Source organism: Acetivibrio straminisolvens JCM 21531, from assembly GCF_000521465.1.
Taxonomy (GTDB): Bacteria; Bacillota; Clostridia; order Acetivibrionales; family Acetivibrionaceae; genus Hungateiclostridium; species Hungateiclostridium straminisolvens.
In genome coordinates, this window is record NZ_BAVR01000024.1 from 1 (window position 1) to 17996 (window position 17996).

Sequence of the window (17996 nt, forward strand, 5' to 3'; positions counted from 1 at the left end):
CTATTTTTTAAATATATTTAAAACATACCGTATATATTTCATAATTAATCTAAGCCTTTATTATTATAGCATATTTCTAATTATTATAAACAATATTTTACTTAAAAAGAGCTAAAACTTTCAAATATCAAACGGCGGCAAACATATATGAAAAGAACCGGCAGATGTCATGCCAGCTCCTTTTTAAGAAACTTCCGTTTACCAAATCAGTTAAGCCTTTCCACTTCCCCCCTCATTATCGGGGTTCCCCATTGTACATGCTTGCTTTCATCCAAAATAGCTTTGTATACACCCAACGTCTTCTCTGTGACTGCATCCCAATTGTAAATCGAATTAACCTTCTCCAATGCTTTTTTCTTCATTTTCTCCGCTTTTTCCGGGTTATGAAGTATTTCTAATATGCTGTCTGCAAGGGAATTGGCATTTCCCGTGTAAGACTTCATACCGTCAACGCCATGTTCTACAATTTCTCCAAGCCCTCCGGTATCGGAAACGACAACCGGAACATTTGCAACCATACCTTCCAAAGCTACAATTCCAAAAGGTTCGTAAAGGCTTGGGAAAACTGCAATATCAACACATTTATAGAGTTTAAGAAGCTCTTCATCGCTTATGTATCCGGTGAAGTACACTTTGTGGGATACGCCCATACTCTCAGCCTTCCATTTCAAATGATCAAGCTGCGGACCTTTTCCTGCAATCACAAACTTAACATCGTTATAGAAGTGGGATACTTTTGGGAGTGCATCTATCAGTACATGTACACCTTTTTCGTTTACCAGCCTTCCAACAAAGAATACAATTTTCTCGTTATCCTGTGCAAACTTTCTCCGAAAATCCATATCTTTCTTATAGCCTCTGAATTTATCCAGATCAACCCCATTGGGAATGACATTTATTTTGTCATTGGGAATTTTAAATATGGACATAACTTCATTCTTCATATATTCGCTATTGACAATAAGCCTCCAGGCCTCAAAAGCAAGCCACCACTCCACATTGTTTATATACCGCTGGGTGTCATTATGTATACCCCAGTTCCTGCCATGCTCTGTAGCATGTATCGTTGCAACAAGAGGTGTAGAATAGGCATGCTTTAAAACTCTCGCTGCAAAAGCAACCAGCCAGTCATGTGCATGGATAATATCAAACTTACCCGTTTCATTTATAAGCTTTGTAGCATGTTCCACAATAGCGAAATTTAAATGAAGAACCCAGTCAACGAAATTGTTCGGAGTTACGTCATAGGAATGGAGCCTGTGTACATTGACATTTTCATCCCTCTCAAACTCCCGAGTTCCCATCTCCCAGCATGTTATAACATGAACATCACAGCCCCGCGCTCCAAGCTTTTGCGCCAAGCCGTGAACAACTCTGGATATCCCTCCGACAATTCTAGGGGGATACTCCCATGAAAGCATTAAAATCCGCATATAACTCTCCTCCACCGGAAATTCTGCAATTGTTACTGTGTTGTCTATATACTAGTATACGCAATATATTCTTTTTTATAGAGAAAGATTTCAACTTAAGCGAAAAAATATTTGGTAAATTCAACCACCTTAGATACAAAAACCAAAATTATTATATATAAGTCTATTATTATTCGTCAAGCCAATTAAAATTCCTGCTTTTTTCCTTTATGTCTTACATTCTTTTTGCACCTTCGTAAGCAAGTTCGGAACGTTCGCATTCCTCGTCGTACAAAGAAACCTGGAAACACAGGCTGCTTCCCTTCATCCTTTCAGATGCATAGCACAAACCGTTTGTTCTGATATCAAGGAAAGGATGATCTATTTGCTCCGGGTCCCCAATTAGTACTATCTTGGTTCCTTCACCCGCTCTTGTTATGATACCTTTAACTTGCTTGGGAGTGAGGTTTTGAGCCTCATCGATTATTATCCACTGCTTAACTATGGATCTTCCTCTTATAAAAGCAATGGCCTCCGTATTGATAATTTTTCTGTCAAACAATTCGTCAATCTTGTCCTTTAGCTCTTTTTCACTGGAATACCTCTCTTTATCGTCGTTGTCAATCAATATCTCCAAATTGTCTATAACAGGTCTTAAAAACGGAGCAATTTTATCTTGCTCTGTCCCCGGAAGATATCCTATATCCTCATCCAGTCTCACATTTGGTCTGCACACAAGGATCTTCCTGTACAGCTTGTTCGGATCATCCAATAATTTGTGCAGCCCTACTGCAAGGGAGTAGAAAGTTTTTGCCGTCCCTGCCGGCCCCTTGATTATTACAAGGGGCGCCTTGTCTGCATCCATCATCAAGGCCTCCTGCATAAATTTCTGTCCTGCATTTCTCGGGGTAACTCCGAAAGGATGTTCATTCAAAAAATTCAGCGGTACTATTTTTTTACCGTCAAAGCGCCCAAGAGCAGTATGTTTTTTATTTATATAAGATTGTATCAAAAGAAACTGATTTACAATCAAGCTCGGTTTCTTTTTGCTGAAATCGGCGTTAAACAGGAAAATGTCCTCTTGATCCAAGAACCCTTTACTGTAAAATTCATTCAATTTCTCCTCTGTGGTATATACATCCATCCTTCCTTTATATTGCTCCTCAAATACAGGGACCTGCTCTGCAAAAAAGTCTTGGGCTACAATATCCAGAATATCTGCCTTTATTCTCTCAAATATATCCTTTGTAACCAAAAAACATTTTCGCCTTTTTCGAGCAGGCCCTTACAAACTTTCAGTATTCTGTTGTCGTTATTTGAATCATCCCAGCTTTCCGGAAGCTTAACACTGTTGCAGTTTAATTCAACCCTTAACAGTCCTCCATTTTCAAGCCTTACACCTTCATTTAACTTTCCCTTTGCCCTCAAATCGTCCAGAATCCTTGCCGCATGCCGTGCATTGGCACCCAATTCGGTGTTGTCCTTCTTAAACTTATCCAGTTCCTCCAGTACCACTTCGGGTATTACAACATTGTTGTCCCCGAAGGAATACAACGCAAATGGAGTTTGCAGCAATACATTTGTGTCAAGAACGAAGGTTTTTTTCAATGTTGATCGCTCCCATTCTATTGAATTTTTGTATTTGTAATAAATATCGGCAAAATAAGCCTATAATAAAATATGTCGGGCGCATGCCGTAAATAACCTTAGTAGATAATATTTTACCTCAACATTCAAATCACATGAAAAATAAACATTCCTAATAAATCACGATATTATTTGTGTTTTTTATCGATTTTTAAACACAAACTCCAAAAATCGTAAGCAACTGCTGGAATTGATAGGTAATTATGCTTGACGAGGGAAAAAAATAAAAGTAAAATTAAAGTACAATTAAACCATTTGATATTGCAAAATGATTCTCTTTTTTAACCCGGATAAAAAATTAAAGCTTTTTATAACATTGAAGGGTTCTGAACCAGAACCCTTTCCGGTTTTTTTCAACGCACCGGGCTTTCCATACAATCAGTAAAGGAGAATCACTGCCATCATTACAAGGGGCTCATCTCCGACAGCTTCCACAGAATGAGAAGCTCCATTGCCTGTAATCACCGCATCACCGGGCCCAACTTCAGTGATAGTTCCATTATCGTTTACCGAACCCTTTCCGCTTATTATATAAAATATCTCTTCCTCACCAACATGCTCATGAAGACCAATTGACGAACCGGGATTTATAGTAATTTTAGCGCAGAGTCTGGCTTTTCCCCTAAGCTCTTCCTGTTTGAAAATATGCAAGAGCTCAACCGAGCCTTCTCCGCCCCTCATTTGCTCCTTTATTTCCTTAATCATATCCTTTTCTCTTTTAATCATTTATTTAATCACCTCTTATAAAATATTAAACAGATAAACTTTCTACATTTTCAATATATATTATTTTATTATATTGCATTAAACATTACAATACGATTATTCCAAAGCCATTGTTGCAAGCCTGACTTTTTCCGTTTTTGCATGTTTCATTATTCATGCCTGTTGAATAATGCCATTTCATGGAGTAAAATAGATAAGAGCTGTATGTAAAGGTGGTGATTAACATAAAAAATATATCTCCGGCGATTGTAAATATTCTGGTATTTGATGAAATAACAAAGCTTCATGGACGGGACCTTTTGTTCAACCCTTTTTTTAAAGCTCCGCCCATTACTTTGTCTTTTGTTACCTATACAATGGTTTCAAATATTCCAAACGGTATAATCAATTTTAAGTTCCGGCTTACGGACCCGATGAACGAGCTAATGCATGAGACAAAAATAAATGCAGTGGATGTAAAGGACAATGCATTTTCCAATGTCCTGATTTGGAACAATGTAAACTTTAAAATGCTCGGTGAGCACACTATTACATTTTATCTGGCTACCGAAACAGGGTTTGAACCTACAGGAAGTACCGTTATAATTGTTGACAATCTCCCTGTAAAGCCGTAAGACAAAGTTTTATTCGTAAATAACAGGGCCTTGGCGCCCTTTTATTTTTTGAGTAAACATTAAAATCTTCAAGGCTTAATATTCTTTTTTAGAATATAAAAAACGCCTATGTGCAAAACATAGACGTTTCATATTTATTATTGGCTGCGGGAGAAGGATTCGAACCCTCACAAAATGATCCAGAGTCATTCGTGCTACCATTACACAATCCCGCAACGCTTTTGCAAAAAGTATTATAACACAGATTTTTTTTAAATGCAACGATATTTTTATCAAAAATTAATAAAAATATAAAAGAATATTTTACCTGTGGCGTAAATAAGGGAAGCAGACCCATCAAAAGGCCGCTCCCCATACTTATTTTATGTCAAACAATGTTGGAGAAAATTTTACTTGTAGTAAATCTTGTATATAATTGCTGCAAGTTCGGCTCTTGAAGCATTTCCCTTTGGATTTATAATATTGCCGCTTCCCACAACAATACCTTCTTTAACCAAGGTTGCTACACCCTCAACCGCATATGAAGCTATCTGAGCTTTGTCTGAAAATCTTTCAACATCGGCACTCGTTCCCGGGCTTGAAATTTTTCCTGCTATCTTGAGGGCATTTGTTGTGAGTACCATCATATCCTGTCTTGTGATTTTTGCTTTCGGATTGAACTTGTTGTCTCCAACTCCTGTTGTAATTCCCAGCTCTTTTGCAATTCCCACGTATTCGTAATAATAATCCTTTTCGGACACATCGTCAAAATTAGAAGTAACATCAGCAGTTAATCCCAGTGCCTTTACAAGGAGTATCATGAAATCCGCCCTTGTTATATCTGCCTGAGGTGTAAAGGTGGTATCCGATGTACCGTTAATTACTCCTTTAGAAGCTAAAACTTCTATTTGCTTTTTAGCCCAAGCATAGGAACCGATATCCGTAAAGGTCTTGTGAACATATGAAACTGCATAAATGCTTAAATGATTTGTCTCAAATGTCACTACACCCAAATCAGGCACATATCTTCCGCTAGGTACAGAAACTGCTTTGCCTGCAGCATCAATATAAAGTACAACAATGTGCTCATGGTTTTCCAGCTCTTTTGCATCAGGCTTATAAGGTATCGATACCCTAACCTTGGCCTTAGAATTGCTCCATTCAACTTTCTTGCCGTCCACAACCACGCTTATATCAATTACCGGCCTGTTGCCTATCTTTTCTCTGAGCTCTGCACTCAATTCCTCGATTTTTACTTCTTTAACAACAAGTTCAACAACGGAATCTTCTTTAATAAGTTTTGATATACTCGGGTTGTCCAGCATGTTGGCAGGAACCTCTACAGTTCCCAGCTCTGTTGCTACTTTCAATTTGTATTCGGCACTATTGCTAAGAAGGAATTTAGCCGGAAGTTCCTGTATATAGGTATCGGCATTTTCAGCCTTCCTTATGCTCAGCTCAACCGTTTTTTCACCTTCCGATTTTTCTGCTTCATCAATAGCTTTGCCTAATTTTTCATCATCTATTACAGCCTTTGCTGCCCCTGTAGTCTCATCAATCACAGGCTCAATCTCTACTTTCACAGCATGTCCTGTCGATGAAGGTGTCTCAGTTGGTTTAACTGTCGGTGAAGGAACAATACTAGGCGTAATTTGTGGTGTAACTTCCGGTGTAGCCGACGGAGTTACCGAAGGAGTCTCAGAACCCGGAATTTGTGTTCCCGGTGTTTCTTGAGGCTCGGAACTGCCACCAAACTTCAGCCCATCCGGCTGTATTACTTTGTATCCGGTAATATTTTCTCCGTTCCAGTCAAATAAAAATGTTCCAGAAACAGCTCCGGGCATAGTTGCAGAATCCTCGAATTTTACAGCAGTATTTTTCTTTTGGAGTATCTTAAATCCAACTTTTGCAATTACACCGCTTTCCTCTGCTGCTCCCGCTTCCCTGTACTCATTCAAATATGTATATGTAGCTCCAAAGTTCAGTATTCCCTCTTCCTTATTATTCGAGACCATCTGCAAAGGTCCAAAATCGTTATTTTTCAGCAAAGTGCGTCCCGAAGGAAATTCTGAGGACCCCAGTTCTTTTCCTGTCTCAGGATTCACAGCCATTAATACTTTTGCATCATATACAATATTTACTTGAAATCCCGCAAAATTCTTTACGTTGTTTATCCTGACAGTACCAATCAGTATATCTCCAATCTCTCCCGTATTGCGGTCAAACACAAGCTCAATACTCGGCACACTTTCCGCCTGCGCAAATCCTGTCGGCAGGCATATAGCAGCAATAAATACCGCCAGCAGTAATGATATCAGTCTTTTTTTCTTCATTGATAATTTGCCTCCTCAATTAAAATTCGATATTTGATTTGCTATTGCCAAACTCTGCTTTTTATCTGCTTTTATTCAGACCCCCTCACCCTTTGCTTCGTATAATTTACGAAAATTAGTGTAAAAAATCAAAAATTTGACCCCAAAAAACTAGATTTGGAGAAAGTTCGTATTAAGTGTAAAGACTAAGTGTAAAGAATTTTGTAAAATGCTGTATTGAACGATAAAATTGACAGAAGTACAAATAAATTATAGCATTTCTATCATTCAATGTAAATCTCTAAAGGTTCTACAATAAACATATAAAGCTTGATGCATATCCCTGCACCAAGCCTTATAACGTGTAATTTTGAGCTGAACATATAAAAATCTATGTGTTATTGTTTACTTTTCAGACGCATGTTTCGGAGGTTTCAAAAAGGCAATTATTGCAAATCCCACAATTGCTGCAACACCGGCAATAACAAATGCCGTCAAAAATGCCTTTGATGCACTGAAATAAGCAACAATGTATGAAGAAGCTACCGCTCCGACACCAAAACCAAGAAGAATAAGGCCATAAATTGTTGCGACATTTTTCGTTCCCCAGAAGTCAGCAGTCAATGCCGGGAAGACTCCAAGGAAACCTCCATATGAAAATCCGATGATTGCAATAAATGCCAGCATTAAATATGCTTTCGTAAATGATACTCCTAGGATTGACGCTGCTGCGATAACAAGAAGTATTAAAAGTGTCCTCTTTCTTCCCAGTCTGTCTGAAATTGCTCCCCAGAAAAGACGACCGAAAGAATTGAATGCACTGATAATCATAACTCCCGCAACAGCTGCTTCTTTTGTCAAGCCGCTACCCGGCTGCAGACCAAGAATTTTCGCCATAGGAATCATCATTGAACCTGCAGCAGTTGCACACATAAATGCAACAATTACCATATATAGCTGAGGTGTTTTTAAAGCTTCGGACGGAGTAAAACTCCTTACAGCAACTCCATTTTTTGTAGCCGGCGGTGTCCAGCCTTGAGGCTTGAAACCTTCGGGAGGAGTAATTATAAAAAATGCTCCTACCAAATTCACCACAAAAAACACAATTCCCAATATGGCAAATGTGTTCAGAACACCATAATCTTTAATCAAGCTTCAGCTACAGGAGTAAACAAAAGACCTCCAAATCCCAAAGCCGAAACGATAATTCCCGTTACCAAGCCTCTTTTGTCAGGAAACCATTTCTGGCAGCAGGCAATTGTAGTCGTGTAAGCCATTCCCATTCCCAAACCACCTAAAATACCGTATGTAAGCCATAAAAGCCATGGGTTTGCCTCAGTAGTATACTTGGCAAGAAAAAAACCTATCCCCAGTACAACTCCTGCAGCAATAACTACTGTCCTTGGTTTCAATTTCTCTTGCAATTTTCCTCCGAGTGTACTGCCGACCGTCAACATTCCCAATAGCAGCGAATAAGCTAATGTACCGTGAGTTGCCGGCCAGTTAAACAAAGCATTGGGTGTTGTTTCACTAATGATAAGGTATGACTGGAATACACTCCAAATGTACGCTGTACCCAGACACAGCTGAATTGCTATACTCGCAATTACAGGAATCCAGCGATTAAATTTTGGTGAAGCTACACTACTTTTTTCCATACTCTTTCCCCTCTACAAAATTTTCTTTTTCTAAATGTTTCTTTAAAGATACACAATCAAATTATATAGTAATTATGTTTCTTACACAATTAGGATGAATAGAAAGATAAAAAAGCGTAAAAATCCTTCCCCATACAGGTAAAAAAACGTTAAAAAATGCTCGACATTACGTCAAGCATTTTTTATATTTTTATATATTAATTATTTCATTACTTCTGTCCCAAATCCTTAGTACCGTTTTTCTCATTCACTCTTGCTTGAGCTGCTGCAAGCCTTGCAATCGGCACGCGGAACGGTGAGCATGATACATAATTGAGCCCGGTCTTGTGACAGAATTCAATAGATGACGGATCTCCTCCATGTTCACCGCATATACCCAGTTTAATATCCGGTCTTGTCTGCTTTCCAAGCTTTGCAGCCATTTCAACAAGCTTTCCTACACCTGTCTGATCCAGTCTTGCAAAAGGATCGGACTCGTATATCTTCTTGTTGTAGTATTCTTCGAGGAACTTGCCTGCATCGTCGCGGCTGAATCCAAAGGTCATCTGAGTCAAGTCGTTGGTTCCGAAGGAGAAGAATTCCGCTTCTTTTGCAATTTCGTCCGCAGTGATGGCTGCCCTTGGAATTTCTATCATTGTTCCAACTTTATATTCTAACTTGACGCCCGATTTTTCAATCACTTCATTGGCAGTTCTAACAACTACGTCCTTAACATATTTGAGCTCCTTGACGTCACCAACCAATGGAATCATAATTTCAGGCACAACTTTCAAATTCTTCTTGCTTACGTTAATTGCAGCTTCAATAACCGCCCTTGTCTGCATTTCCGCAATTTCCGGATATGTGACCGCAAGACGGCATCCCCTGTGTCCCATCATAGGATTAAATTCGTGAAGTTCGGCTACTATTGCTTGAGTTCGTCAAAAGAGATTCCCATTTCTTTTGACAAAGCTTCAATGTCTTCATCCTCTTGTGGCAGGAACTCATGAAGCGGAGGATCCAGGAATCTGATTGTCACAGGATAGCCTCCATTGCGGTAAACAGTTCTTCAAAGTCTCCTCTTTGCATAGGCAGGAGCTTATCGAGAGCCTTCCTTCTTTGCTCTTCATTTCTTGATACTATCATTTCTCTCATTGCCGGAATCCTGTCGGAATCAAAGAACATATGCTCTGTACGGCAAAGTCCTATACCTTCAGCTCCAAACTTTCTAGCCTGAATAGCATCTGCCGGAGTATCGGCATTGGTTCTAATCTTAAGAGTCCTGATTTCATCTGCCCACTGCATAAGTGTAGCAAAATCTCCTGTCATTTCAGGCTCTACTGTAGGAAGCTTTTGACCGTAAACATTACCTGTAGAACCGTCAAGGGAAATCCAGTCTCCCTCCACATATTTCTTTCCGTTTTTATCAATAAAGTACTTTTCTTCTTCATTTATTCTGATTTCGCTGCAGCCTGCAACACAGCAGGTACCCATGCCGCGCGCAACAACAGCTGCGTGAGATGTCATACCTCCACGGCCTGTGAGTATTCCTTTTGATACATGCATACCTTCAATATCTTCGGGAGAAGTCTCAAGCCTTACAAGAATAATGTTCTTTTCTCCGCTCTTAGCTGCCTCTACTGCATCTTCAGCACTGAAGTAAACCTTTCCGGTTGCTGCTCCCGGTGAAGCAGGCAATCCCTTTGCTACAGGTGTTGCAGCTTTCAGCGCCGAAGGTCGAAATTCGGGTGAAGCAGTGCATCAAGCTGTTTTGGGTCAACTTTCATAATCGCTTCTTCTTTTGTGACCATTCCCTCGTTTACCAAGTCAACAGCTATCTTTAAAGCAGCTGCTGCAGTTCTTTTTCCGTTTCTTGTCTGGAGCATGAAGAGTTTTCCTCTTTCAATCGTAAACTCCATGTCCTGCATATCTCTATAATGTTTTTCAAGCTTTTGTGCTATCTCCACAAACTGGTTGTACACATCGGGCATTATATCCTTCAACTGGTCAATTGATTGAGGAGTTCTAATACCTGCAACAACGTCTTCTCCCTGAGCATTCATCAGGAATTCTCCATAGAGTTTCTTTTCCCCTGTTGATGGATTTCTTGTAAAGGCAACTCCCGTACCGGAATCGTTACCCATATTTCCATAAACCATTTCCTGAACGTTAACTGCAGTACCCCAGTCGCCAGGGATGTCATTCAATCTTCTATATACAATAGCTCTAGGATTATCCCATGAACGGAAAACAGCTTTAACTGCCTCCATTAACTGCATTTTCGGCTCCTGAGGAAAATCAAAACCTTTTTCCTTTTTAAAGAGCTCTTTATATCTTTTTACTACTTCCTTTAAGTTTTCAGCAGTAAGATCACAGTCATTTTCTTTATTGTTTTCTTCCTTTACGGAATCAAGAATAGCCTCAAACTTCGACTTTTCAACTTCCATAACAACATCGCTGAACATTTGAATAAATCTTCTATAGCTATCATATGCAAACCTTTCATTATTGGTAAGCTTTGCAAGTCCTTCAACAACTTCATCATTAAGTCCAAGATTTAATATGGTATCCATCATACCCGGCATAGATGCTCTGGCACCGGAACGAACAGAAACAAGAAATGGATTTGATGGGTCACCGAATTTCTTCCCGACAATCTCTTCGACCTTTGCCATAGTGCTGTATATCTCATCTTCTATTTCCTTGGCAATGATCTTTCCATCCTGATAGTAACGTGTACAAGCTTCTGTGGTAATTGTAAAGCCTCTAGGTACCGGAAGTCCCAAACCTGTCATTTCAGCAAGGTTAGCACCCTTTCCTCCAAGCAGGTTACGCATTGATGCATTGCCTTCACTAAATAAATACACATACTTTGCCATAAAATAACCTCCTATTATTATTTACTTTTTCTTTATGTGTGTAGGAAAGCACATAAATAGCAATACTTTCCCAAATAAGCATTTGAAGGTTGTAAAATAGATTTGTCAGGAATAATTCACCTCAACCTATCTAATTATAACATAATATTAATATTTTTCATTATATTTTTGTTAAAATATGCAGCATTTCTTTTAATAAGCTTGCCAATTTGAACCATGTTAATAAATTACCCAAAAAATATCATTTCATACAGGGATTTGAAATTTGACTAAACATCTTTACAAAATCAAAATATTGTTATATAATAACATTAAATAGATATAAATTTCACTTTAATATTATCACTTCATACGAGAACTTCCGTATATACATTGCTTTATCACTAGCTCTGAGACCTTTTCTTGCGGCACTTAAATTCACCAACAGTATATTTGGCAAACACCAAAGATAATTCTTAACAATGTCGTAAAAAGGAAAGGAGGTTCATTTTGTGCGTATGTCTTGTAAACTCAAAAACCGGACAACCAAACTTTTTTCTTCAATGGCATATTACGGCTAAATGTGATCAAAAATGCAGGCATTGCTATATGTATGACTCTCCCTTTTACCAATCGGAAAAGGACAATGAGCTGTTATTGACGGACTGTAAAGCAATAATCGATGATTTTTTCGATACTGTAGGATCGGGAAAAGGAAGCATCTATTTTACAGGCGGTGATCCCCTGCTTCGTAACAACTTTTTTGAAATTCTTGAATATACAGCCAAAAAAAACATCTATCCTTTAGGCATGGCCGGAAACTCATATCACCTTGATTTGGAAACTGCTCTGCATCTTAAAAGATACGGAGTAGACATGTATCAGATAAGTCTTGACGGACTTAAAGAAACCCATGATTATTTTAGAAAGCCCGGAAGTTTTGATGACGCTTTAAGAGCTTTTGAGGTACTCAAAATGCCGGCATACGTGCAATGTGCATGTTTACCTTAAGCCGAAAAAATATGAACCAGCTAATTGAGGTAGTCAGACTGGCGGCTAAAATAGGTCTTGACGGTTTCGATTTTGACAGAATTGTGCCGGTGGGATCCGCTAAAAACATGAAGGAAGAAATAATTGATCCTCTAGAATACAAAGAGCTTTTACTGGAAGTTGATAATGAGTATAAAAAACTTCGTGCAAAAGGCTGCCGTACTCAATTCGGATACAAGGACAACCTGTGGGGGTTGGTATTGGACAAAGAAACCCTATCTTCAACCCAAAACCTGGTGCCCGAAGGCTACAGCCTAAAAAGAGGCTGTCTTATAGGCAAAGCCGGACTTTGCATATTATCCGACGGCAATGTAATGGCCTGCAGGCGCCTTCCGGTGATTGTGGGCAAGCTTCCGGAGCAAAGCCTTCGGGAAGTATTTTATAAATCACCGGTTCTAAACAAACTAAAAAGAAACAACAGACTTTCAAAATGCGGCTCTTGTAAAAATCTTGAAAACTGCAGAGGGTGTAGAGCCATCGCCTATGCCTGTTATGGAGACTACTTTGCCGAAGACCCGGGCTGCTGGCTATAGAATTTAATGGACGAGGTAAAAATTTAATAGATGGGGTAAGAAATTATGTGGTTACTCAAAAAGTTATGCAACAATATCACCAATGCCATTAAAAAAAGGGTAAAGGATATAGATGACGACAAAGCCGAAATCATAAATTACGGTCTGTATCTATGGATTGCGGATATTATAAAGATGACAATAATATTGTCAACGGCTTATTTTCTGGGAGTTTTCAGACTCACAATTGTCTTTATTCTTTCTTTTGGATTGCTCAGAGTCTTTGCAGGGGGATCGCATGCCAAAACCTTTTGGGGCTGCCTTTTTACCAACAGTGCCATCACCTTTGGTTCAGTCTATTTATCCCTGCTGCTGTCATTTATAAAACCGGTTGTTCTAATTTTGCCCATTATGCCGTTTTGCGCCGCAATACTATACCTTTATGCACCGGCAGACCATGAAAACAAGCCTATAGTAAGCAAAAAGCAAAAGAAGAAATTAAAAACCGCTGCCTATATAGTACTTATCCTTGAATATCTAATATCTGCATCAATAACTCAAAACGTTTTTTCCAATGCAATTATTCTTTCAACTTTGTTCGTATGCTTAGGCATGCTCCCCGCTACATATAAAATAATGGGAGCACGTCATGGAAATGGGCTTTAAACGGACAACCAACGCAATAAACGAAATTAAAAGGAAAGGAAAGGTGATTCGTATGTTAAGAACATTAAAGACATCGACAAAAAGCGACATGTTGGCTCTGTTGTTGGGATGGATATCAATATTTGCAATCTTCATTGCGCAGGCCTCTTCAAACAGCTGCACTTCGTGGGCAATAGAACAGCCAAAAATTCCAAAGGCATTAATAAAAGAAGACTAATATAAGACCAACTCTTAAAAGCTCGGGATACTGCATTCCCGAGCTTTTTTCAGCAACAGTGTTTCAACGAGACATAAAATTATAGATTAATAATTAATTCTTGTCTGAATTTTGAATCATCTGCAAAGGTATTTAGCATTACGTGCTTATATTTTGAAACTATGCTGTTAACAATTCCAAGTCCCAAGCCCCTTCCTTCTCCTTTGGTTGAGTATCCGTTCTCATAAATCATGGTTACATCAACCTGCTCGCTGATTCCGTTCAATACAATAAAACTCAGGGCTTTCTCTCCCCTTTTCATAAAAACCTCAACCTTCTTCTCTTTACTGTCTTTGGCAGCCTCTATGGCGTTATCCAAAAGAATTCCCAGAACCTCACAAAACTCCGATATTTTCATTTTTACCTCATCAATTTCTCCATCGGTAACTACTCTGAAATCAACACCCATTTCTTTTGCGTAATTGTATTTCGCCATTATAAGCCCCAAAACACCGGCACTCTTGATATTCAGCGAAGTCAAATTATCCAAAAAGCTTACTTTACCGATTTCAGAACATATTTCGTTGTAATATTTCTCTACCTGGGACCATTTTTGGTTCTTTATATAACCTCCAAATACCGCAAGAATGTTGTTGTAATTATGCTTAAATCTTCTCAAGTCATTTATTATAGACTGCAATGCCTTGTTGTAGAATTTTTGGTACTCAAGCTCCTGGGTACTTTCCTCAAGCATAAAAAGAGTATTTGTATAAAATATTGAAAACATGAAAAAAACAACAAGCATCAGCACACTTAGCATAATTGTCAAGCCGTCTGCCGCTTCGCCAAACTCTACATAATAATTAAAGTTTAACATTATTATAGTAAACACAAGCAATATATAAATCAAATAGTTTTTGTATGCCTTTGTCTTAATCTCCGGCGGAAAACAAGAAAACATTTTAAAGGATTTTATTAACCCTAACATAATTATTACTATCATATTGATTATTGCAAAAGCAATAACTGTATACATCAATGAGCTTTTAATCTCATTTAGCTCGATTTTAAAGGATTTAAAGGTAAAAAGAGCAACATAGTTTCCTATAGCAAGAAATAAATTGTAAATAAACTCGGAAATAATGCCTTTATGGATGCTCAAGTTGAAAAAAAACTTAAGCAGCAATATTGATGTCAGAGTAGTAAAAATGGTTTTAAACACCATCGCAATATTGGGAGAAAACTTTACCAAACCGTAATTTGCAAATGCTACAATTGCCCCTGAAATAACGACAAATGATAAAGCGTACAATAACAAGATCCTTGCATTAAACTTCGTATTAAAAATAAGTTGAGCTGTAAATGCAGTTAAAATGGCAGCACCGAATACTGTTACAAAATTGTCAATGATAAATCTTATTATTCCTTGCAAATAGATTCCCCCCGGATTGTAGACTTACATCGTTCAAAATTGTCAAAATATCCTTCCATTTATATAATACAATTAAATTAATCCAAACGCAAAACATAATTATATAAAAAAGGATATTACCTACAATCCCAGTAATATCCTTCAATTAATAATATTTTTGAAATCTAGAAATCAAACTTTCCTTCAAAATAGGAGTAAAGTTCATCGATTTTAACTCTCACTTGCTGCATGGTATCTCTGTCTCTTATTGTAACACTCCCGTCATTCAAAGAATCAAAGTCAAAGGTTATGCAATAAGGTGTGCCTATCTCATCCTGTCTTCTGTATCTCTTTCCGATACTTCCTGTCTCGTCGTATTCACACGGGTATTTTTTGATAAGCATCTCATAAACCTTGTATGCGTCATCCCCGAGCTTTTTAGAGAGAGGAAGCACAGCTATTTTAACCGGAGCAATGGCGGGATGGAAACGCAGTACTACCCTTACATCTCCCTCTGCCACCTCTTCTTCATCATATGCATCGCAAAGGAATACCAAAGTAACCCTGTCGGCACCAAGAGAAGGCTCAATACAGTACGGTATGTATTTTTCATTGGTATTCGGGTCAAAGTAGGACAAATCTTCTTTTGAATGCTCTGCATGCTGTTTTAAGTCAAAGTCGGTCCTGTCGGCAATTCCCCACAATTCTCCCCAACCAAACGGGAACAGGTATTCAATATCCGTTGTGGCATTGCTATAGTGGGACAGTTCCTCTTTTGAATGGTCACGCATTCTCAGATTATCCTCTTTAATGTTAAGACTCAGTAACCAGTTGAAGCAGAAGTTTTTCCAGTAATTAAACCACTCCAGATCCTTTCCGGGTTCGCAGAAAAATTCCAGCTCCATCTGTTCGAACTCACGGGTTCTAAAAATAAAGTTTCCGGGTGTTATCTCATTTCTGAAGGACTTTCCTATCTGTCCTATACCAAAAGGTATCTTTCTTCTCGTTGTCCTCTGAACATTTTTGAAGTTTACAAATATACCCTGTGCTGTTTCCGGCCTTAAATATATCTCAGCCTTTGAATCCTCAGTTACCCCCTGGAAGGTTTTAAACATGAGATTAAACTTTCTGATATCGGTGAAATTCTTTCCACCGCACTCAGGACAGGTTACATTCTTTTCCCTGATATACTCCATAAGCATTTCATTGGTCCAGCCGTCAACCTTGACATCCATGTTGTTTTGAAGATTCCAGTCCTCTATCATTTTATCCGCCCTGTGGCGTGTCTTACAATCCTTACAGTCAATAAGAGGGTCACTGAAACCGCCCACATGTCCCGATGCAACCCATACCTGCGGATTCATCAGTATAGCGCAGTCAACCCCAACGTTGTAGGGGTTTTCCTGAACGAATTTTTTCCACCATGCCTTCTTTACATTGTTTTTAAGTTCTACTCCAAGAGGTCCGTAATCCCATGAATTGGCCAAACCTCCGTATATTTCAGAGCCAGGATAAATAAAACCTCGGTTTTTAGCCAGGGCCACAATTTTCTCCATTGTCTTTTTTACTTCCATTAGAATGCCTCCTTAGAATACTATAAGAAATTATTTATTTTAAATTATATACCAGTATCTCGCACTTTAACAGCTTATAATTATAAAAATCTTTTATCCTTTCCCAATCGACAGAACCTCGTCCAAAATCCGATGGGCAACATCCTCCTTGCTCATTATGGGCAGGTCAATGCTGCTGCCGTCCCTTTTTATAAACTTTACTATATTTGTATCAACACCAAATCCAGCACCTTCCACGGTAACATCATTGGCAACTATCATATCCATATTTTTTGATGCAAGCTTCAAAGCTGCATTTTCAAGGAGATTATCCGTCTCGGCACTAAATCCCACCAATACCCTGTCACCTTTTACTTTTCCAAGCTCTGCTGCTATATCGGGATTCTTTACCAGTTCGACGGTAAATCTATCCCCCGACTTTTTAATCTTGCTTTCGGAAACCGATGCACATCTATAATCAGCCACAGCCGCTACCATGACCAATACATCAAAACTTTCATAGGATTTCATTACCTCATTGTACATATCAATAGCACTGGTAACACAAACAACCTCAGCCCCGGATGGCGGAGTGATATTTACAGGACCGGTAACCAGTTTTACAAAAGCGCCTCTTTCTAAAGCTGCCTTTGCAACCGCATATCCCATTTTCCCCGATGAATGATTCGAAATATATCTCACAGGATCAATCGGCTCCCTTGTAGGCCCCGCAGTCACTAGAATTCTTAAGCCTTCATAGTCGCTTTTTTTGCTTAAAATCCCCTTCACATAATCCACAATCGCCTCCGGCGAAGGAAACCTTCCCTTTCCGTTGGTGCCGCAGGCCATAAGCCCCGTATCCGGCTCCATAAAGAGATAGCCCAAAGAAGCAAGCCTATTGATGTTTCCCTGAACTATGGGATTCTCATACATCTTGTCGTTCATGCAGGTACAAATAAAACAGGAGAATTTGCTGCCATAATAGTTGTAGAAAGCATGTCATCCGCAATACCTCCGGCAACTTTGCTATAATATTGGCTGTTGCCGGTGCCACAACAATGAGGTCTGCCTTCTGTGCCAGGGAAACATGCTGAATATCCCACATCTTTGGCTCCTCAAACATATCGGTTATTACGGGATTGTGACATATGGAACGGAAGGTGAGGGGCGCAACAAATTTTACAGCATTTGCCGTCATAATGACATGCACATCGGCACCAAGCTTCTTTAATCTGCTGACAAGCTCTACAGCCTTATAAGCAGCTATTCCGCCACAAACACCAACTACTACGGTTTTTCCTTTTAACATAATCCACCTCCCAATTTAAACAATGCCTTGTAATAGGCTAAAAAATAAGATTAAGATTTCGATTTTGATTCAATCGCTATCTCAACCTTTTTAAAGCTTCCATTCTTCCAAGAA

General features: G+C 38.9%; 12 protein-coding genes, 1 tRNA gene and 3 pseudogenes. 5 read left to right on the forward strand and 11 right to left on the reverse strand.

Annotation, left to right across the window (positions count from 1 at the left end):
* Window positions 1-206 precede the first annotated feature (206 nt).
* The 3 genes and pseudogenes from JCM21531_RS07905 to JCM21531_RS07920 form a co-directional block, all read right to left on the reverse strand.
* Window positions 207-1433, reverse strand: a complete 1227-nt coding sequence (locus tag JCM21531_RS07905; RefSeq protein ID WP_038288892.1) for a glycosyltransferase family 4 protein — start codon at window positions 1431-1433, stop codon at window positions 207-209.
* Between the two features lie 214 nt (window positions 1434-1647).
* Window positions 1648-3020 (reverse strand): annotated as a pseudogene (locus tag JCM21531_RS07915) (PhoH family protein).
* A 417-nt stretch (window positions 3021-3437) separates the two neighbouring features.
* A complete protein-coding gene (locus JCM21531_RS07920) occupies window positions 3438-3785 on the reverse strand; it encodes a cupin domain-containing protein (RefSeq protein WP_038288897.1) in 348 nt (115 codons plus the stop codon).
* 215 nt (window positions 3786-4000) lie between these two features.
* Here JCM21531_RS07920 and JCM21531_RS07925 point away from each other — a divergent pair, with 215 nt between their 5' ends.
* Window positions 4001-4399 (forward strand): hypothetical protein, encoded by a 399-nt coding sequence (locus JCM21531_RS07925; RefSeq protein ID WP_243467419.1) that lies wholly within the window; start codon window positions 4001-4003, stop codon window positions 4397-4399.
* A gap of 141 nt (window positions 4400-4540) precedes the next feature.
* Here JCM21531_RS07925 and JCM21531_RS07930 read toward each other — a convergent pair.
* From JCM21531_RS07930 to ppdK, 5 genes and pseudogenes are all read right to left on the reverse strand, one after another.
* Window positions 4541-4614 (reverse strand) — tRNA-Gln (locus JCM21531_RS07930).
* A gap of 174 nt (window positions 4615-4788) precedes the next feature.
* On the reverse strand, window positions 4789-6711 hold the full coding sequence (locus JCM21531_RS07935; protein WP_038288900.1) for an S-layer homology domain-containing protein: 1923 nt from the start codon (window positions 6709-6711) through the stop codon (window positions 4789-4791).
* Window positions 6712-7095: 384 nt separating this feature from the next.
* Window positions 7096-7842, reverse strand: coding sequence for an MFS transporter (locus JCM21531_RS23650; protein WP_279379006.1), 747 nt, complete (start codon window positions 7840-7842; stop codon window positions 7096-7098).
* Window positions 7839-8348, reverse strand: coding sequence for an MFS transporter (locus JCM21531_RS23655; RefSeq protein WP_279379007.1), 510 nt, complete (start codon window positions 8346-8348; stop codon window positions 7839-7841). The genes JCM21531_RS23650 and JCM21531_RS23655 overlap by 4 nt, the downstream gene beginning before the upstream one ends.
* 209 nt (window positions 8349-8557) lie before the next feature.
* Window positions 8558-11206 (reverse strand): annotated as a pseudogene (gene ppdK, locus JCM21531_RS07945) (pyruvate, phosphate dikinase).
* Between the two features lie 489 nt (window positions 11207-11695).
* Between ppdK and JCM21531_RS21380 the strand changes: the two are divergent.
* Genes JCM21531_RS21380 through JCM21531_RS07960 form a run of 4 tightly spaced genes read left to right on the forward strand, consistent with a single transcriptional unit; the run spans window position 11696 to window position 13630 of the window.
* Window positions 11696-12196: a radical SAM protein gene (locus JCM21531_RS21380; protein WP_243467420.1), complete on the forward strand. Its 501-nt coding sequence runs from the start codon at window positions 11696-11698 to the stop codon at window positions 12194-12196.
* Between the two features lie 11 nt (window positions 12197-12207).
* Window positions 12208-12768, forward strand: coding sequence for an SPASM domain-containing protein (locus tag JCM21531_RS21385; RefSeq protein WP_243467421.1), 561 nt, complete (start codon window positions 12208-12210; stop codon window positions 12766-12768).
* Window positions 12769-12813: 45 nt separating this feature from the next.
* Window positions 12814-13413 carry an accessory gene regulator AgrB gene (locus JCM21531_RS07955; protein ID WP_038288902.1) on the forward strand — a complete coding sequence of 200 codons (600 nt, stop codon included), beginning with the start codon at window positions 12814-12816 and terminating at the stop codon, window positions 13411-13413.
* Window positions 13403-13630: a cyclic lactone autoinducer peptide gene (locus tag JCM21531_RS07960; RefSeq protein ID WP_243467422.1), complete on the forward strand. Its 228-nt coding sequence runs from the start codon at window positions 13403-13405 to the stop codon at window positions 13628-13630. Before JCM21531_RS07955 ends, JCM21531_RS07960 begins: the two co-directional genes overlap by 11 nt.
* A 79-nt stretch (window positions 13631-13709) precedes the next feature.
* Here JCM21531_RS07960 and JCM21531_RS07965 read toward each other — a convergent pair whose 3' ends face one another.
* The 3 genes and pseudogenes from JCM21531_RS07965 to coaBC all read right to left on the reverse strand — a co-directional run bounded on the left by JCM21531_RS07965 (window position 13710) and on the right by coaBC (window position 17882).
* On the reverse strand, window positions 13710-15041 hold the full coding sequence (locus tag JCM21531_RS07965; protein WP_038288905.1) for a sensor histidine kinase: 1332 nt from the start codon (window positions 15039-15041) through the stop codon (window positions 13710-13712).
* A 164-nt stretch (window positions 15042-15205) separates the two neighbouring features.
* Window positions 15206-16594, reverse strand: a complete 1389-nt coding sequence (locus JCM21531_RS07970; RefSeq protein WP_038288906.1) for a glycine--tRNA ligase — start codon at window positions 16592-16594, stop codon at window positions 15206-15208.
* A gap of 93 nt (window positions 16595-16687) precedes the next feature.
* Window positions 16688-17882, reverse strand: a pseudogene (gene coaBC / locus JCM21531_RS07975) (bifunctional phosphopantothenoylcysteine decarboxylase/phosphopantothenate--cysteine ligase CoaBC).
* Between the last annotated feature and the right edge of the window lie 114 nt (window positions 17883-17996).

What these genes read in the sequence shown, in the direction of transcription:
- JCM21531_RS07905 (WP_038288892.1), bottom strand. Translation starts at nt 1,433, where the DNA reads ATGCGGATTTTAATGCTTTCATGGGAGTATCCCCCTAGAATTGTCGGA.
- JCM21531_RS07920 (WP_038288897.1), bottom strand. Translation starts at nt 3,785, where the DNA reads ATGATTAAAAGAGAAAAGGATATGATTAAGGAAATAAAGGAGCAAATG.
- JCM21531_RS07935 (WP_038288900.1), bottom strand. Translation starts at nt 6,711, where the DNA reads ATGAAGAAAAAAAGACTGATATCATTACTGCTGGCGGTATTTATTGCT.
- JCM21531_RS23655 (WP_279379007.1), bottom strand. Translation starts at nt 8,348, where the DNA reads ATGGAAAAAAGTAGTGTAGCTTCACCAAAATTTAATCGCTGGATTCCT.
- JCM21531_RS21385 (WP_243467421.1), top strand. Translation starts at nt 12,208, where the DNA reads ATGAACCAGCTAATTGAGGTAGTCAGACTGGCGGCTAAAATAGGTCTT.
- JCM21531_RS07955 (WP_038288902.1), top strand. Translation starts at nt 12,814, where the DNA reads ATGTGGTTACTCAAAAAGTTATGCAACAATATCACCAATGCCATTAAA.
- JCM21531_RS07960 (WP_243467422.1), top strand. Translation starts at nt 13,403, where the DNA reads ATGGGCTTTAAACGGACAACCAACGCAATAAACGAAATTAAAAGGAAA.
- JCM21531_RS07970 (WP_038288906.1), bottom strand. Translation starts at nt 16,594, where the DNA reads ATGGAAGTAAAAAAGACAATGGAGAAAATTGTGGCCCTGGCTAAAAAC.